4 protein-coding genes are annotated in these 3,300 nt (G+C 68.7%); 2 read left to right on the forward strand and 2 right to left on the reverse strand.

All coding sequences use genetic code 11. The features are described 5' to 3' along the window. The first annotated feature begins 1,296 nt into the window (after window positions 1-1,296). Window positions 1,297-1,701, forward strand: a complete 405-nt coding sequence (locus ABZ646_RS43365; RefSeq protein WP_360532365.1) for a hypothetical protein — start codon at window positions 1,297-1,299, stop codon at window positions 1,699-1,701. A gap of 274 nt (window positions 1,702-1,975) precedes the next feature. Here the strand turns inward: ABZ646_RS43365 and ABZ646_RS43370 are convergent, their stop codons facing one another. After that, window positions 1,976-2,269 carry a hypothetical protein gene (locus ABZ646_RS43370; RefSeq protein ID WP_360532368.1) on the reverse strand — a complete coding sequence of 98 codons (294 nt, stop codon included), beginning with the start codon at window positions 2,267-2,269 and terminating at the stop codon, window positions 1,976-1,978. Continuing rightward, window positions 2,266-2,535: a hypothetical protein gene (locus tag ABZ646_RS43375; protein WP_360532371.1), complete on the reverse strand. Its 270-nt coding sequence runs from the start codon at window positions 2,533-2,535 to the stop codon at window positions 2,266-2,268. Before ABZ646_RS43375 ends, ABZ646_RS43370 begins: the two co-directional genes overlap by 4 nt. Window positions 2,536-2,851: 316 nt before the next feature. Between ABZ646_RS43375 and ABZ646_RS43380 the strand changes: the two genes are divergently transcribed. Then, window positions 2,852-3,300: hypothetical protein (locus ABZ646_RS43380; protein ID WP_360532375.1), on the forward strand; the 449-nt coding region annotated here is incomplete at its 3' end.

Below are 3,300 nucleotides of genomic sequence, written 5' to 3' on the forward strand. Positions count from 1 at the left end.
GCCCGTCATCGACACCGCGGACCCGTCTCCTGCACGCCGTCGGCCGCCACCTTGCGGGCGCCGGACGACAGTCTCCGGAACCACCCGCCGAAACAGATCCCACAGTCCATCTGGCACCAGACGCTCTACGAGACCCTCCACATCAAGCCCAACGCGCCTGTCCCGTCTCAAACGGTCTGGCCCCGGCCCAGACCGTTAACCTGGAGCGACCAGGTCAGTTGAGACGTGAGCATGCCGTGGATCTCGGCTGTTCTGGTCCTGGGTGAGTGGATGCCGGACGTTGTCTCAGCTGATCCGGTTCGGTTCCGTCGTCCGACGGCAGGGATGTCGACGGCCCTGGGCCGGGGGTAACTGCACCGCTACCTCGCCCCTGTCAGAGCGATCCCGAAGCCGATGGACCACTTCCTGAGCCGCCTGCCCTCCGAAAATGGCACGAGGAGAGCTACGCTGCGGTCCCGCAAAGGCAGAGCAGGCCCTGTCACCAAGCGATCGGAGCCACCACCGTGCGCGGCAGAGCAGTGCGATCCGGTGCAACCAGGTTGCTGTGGGTGGCCGCCCTGGCCATTGGTACGGTCGCAGCATGTGCGTCACCGAAGGTGTGCAACGGGCCGAATGAGCCCGCTCCGGACGTGCTGTTGGATGTCGCACCGTGGGCGGCATCGCATCAACAGGCGACCGTGCGTGCCTGCGTCAACGACCGATGCCAGGCGATAGCGGGCACGTCTCCCTCCGCGCACTCGCTGTTCTTGCCGACGTCAGCGGGACCGGACGCCGGACGTACCGTCACGGTGACCGTCACGGCGGACGAGGGCGACAAGCAGGTGCTCCGGGTTAGCAGAAGAGTCCGGCCAGTCCATCAGACGGAGGACGGGCCGTGCGGCAGGGTCGGGTGGTGGCAGACCCCGATGACACTGACTGCTACCGGAGAGCTTCAGGTGCGCTCACGATGATGCGATCGGGACGCGAGGACTCTGGAGTTCGCGGCGAACCAGATCATCTGGCACGACAAGTGAATCGGACCAGATCACTTGAGACAGGGACCAGATCGGCAGAGACGGGACACGGGCGAGGTAGACCTCGCGCAGCTCCTCACCTGTCCTGTCTCACTGAACCTTGACCGGTCTCACCGAACTCTGACCGGCCCCTACTGGTCATCAGGCTGTTGAGGTCTGCGGGGCAAGGTCCTTGAGATGCTGGTTAAAGTGCAGCGAGAGGGGACCCGGACTGCTGTCGCGCGGGCGGAAAAGGGTGACCAAAGCGGCGGTGCATGGCCTGCTGATGCGGCACCGTAGCGGCATGACGAAGAAGAGTGCCTTCATGCTCACCACAGCGGATCACTGGGTTGAGCTGGAAGCCGATCCGCTAGCCCGGTTCGACTTGGACCACGATGAGGCCGTCGAGGCGGCCGGCTACTACGAGTGGGGCAGGCTGTCGAAGAAGGACCTCACTCCCCTGTGGTTGGAGATCTACCGCCGCAAAGAAGGTCTGGACTCTGTCCCTGAGTACATGGTGGTGATCTGTAACTCCGGGTTCTGGGACGTGGTCTACGCCGAGAGCACACCGGCGATGATGAACATGAAGGCTCGGTGGGCGCCTGCGATTCAGGCCGCTGCGGTGACCGAACTCCTGGGTGAGCTTGAGGACGACACGACCTACTCCACCTTCGCAAACTTGGTTCGGCAGGCCCTGTCCAGAAACTGATCCGGCTGCGCCTCGGGCAAAGATCGGTCAAGGTTTAGTGAGACAGGACAGCACCCGCCGGCCCGCCCGGGACCGATCCCGACGGTTACGTTCCGTACGGATCAACCCGCCCGGCAGCGTGATCAGCACTGTCACGCTCCACTGCGGATTTCCGGGCCCTGGAGGGGATCTCAGCAGTCCCCGGACCCCGCGAAACGGACACAACGGGCGCGATTCGGGGGTGGCGTGACAGTTTTCGAGGGCGGCATGACACCCGTGTCACGCTCACGCTCCGTCAGCGTGACACCGATTCCGGGCTTGCGAGCGGGCGGCCGGTGGTGACGCCGACCTGCTTCTGCCAGGCCGTACGCCAGATCGTCAGTTCGTCCTCGGTATAGCGGACGGTTTGCCCCTCCAGCTTGCCTTCGGGCACCGGGATGCCGCGGGCCGGGGACCGCCTGCGCATATAGGTGCGCGCCGTTGGCGCCTTCCACGGCAGGATCCCCTTCTCCCACGCCTCCTCCAGCGAGTAGCGGACCGGCACGGAGTCGCCGAAGGCATCGTTCGCCGACAGCGGCTGGCGGATCACGGGCGCCGCGTCCGCGGCCTGCTGCGGCAGGGCCGGGCGGCCGGGTGGACGACAGGGCTTTGTCCGCACACATGCGGCCGCTCATGTTCAATCAGCGGTTCCATCCCGGCCAGGATCCGGCGCAGGGGCGACCCCGGGGCACCGGCCGCGAGGGCCTGCGCCGTCAGCTCGGCCACGGTGGAACCGGCGGCACGCAGGCTTGCCACCCTGCGGTTGCGCACCTCCACCGCGACGGCGAGTTCCTTGAGCAGCTGCGTCCTGTCCATGCCCGGCACAACGCCAGCCGCGGACGAGGGTGACGGGCGGTCTTCGTGCTCTTCCCGGCGCACGACTCCCGGCCCCTGGTCGCCGCTCACACCTGAGTTCCTTCGACACGGGCGAGGAACGCGGCGAGAGCCGGCGGCTTCGGGCTCGGAAGTGGCGAGGCTGCCCGCGAACGCCAGCTGGCCCATGTCCGCGCCGGGGACCAGGCGGGCGAGTTCGGCGAGCAGCGCGGCGTGGGCGAGGACCGGCGGTGTCAGCAGGCTGGCGGCTTCCTCGCGGGCGGCCGGGTCGCGGTAGTGCCCGAGGTGCGGCCAGGGCGTGGGCGAGCCAGGCGTCGACGTCGGCCTGGATGTACCCGCCGGCTCGCCGCGTGAGTTCGTCCCGGACGGCTTCGTCACCGTCGCGGGGCTCGGTCTGCTCCAGCGTGCCGAGCTCGCGCAGCGCCTGGAGCTCGTCGGCGCGGGCCGCGACCCGGGCGGCTTCGCGCAGCTCGGCTTCCCGTGCGGCGGCGGCCGCGGCTTCGGCGGCGTGCTCGGCCTGGACGACGTCGTCGGTGTCCGGGGCGTAGACGGTGCCCGGGGCCGCGGCGGCGAGCAGCTGCGCGATGCGCTCCCACTCGGCGAGCTCCGCCGGGCCGCGGACGTCGTCGGCCAGGTCCTCGTGCCGCGAGTTCTGCCGGGCGTCGAACCGGGCGTCCTCGAGGGCCGCCGCGACGGCGCCGGCGTCCATCCCCTTCGCCCGGCGCCGTACGACGCGGCGGCCGATGC

The organism is Streptomyces sp. NPDC007162 (assembly GCF_040634175.1).
Classification (GTDB): domain Bacteria; phylum Actinomycetota; class Actinomycetes; order Streptomycetales; family Streptomycetaceae; genus Streptomyces.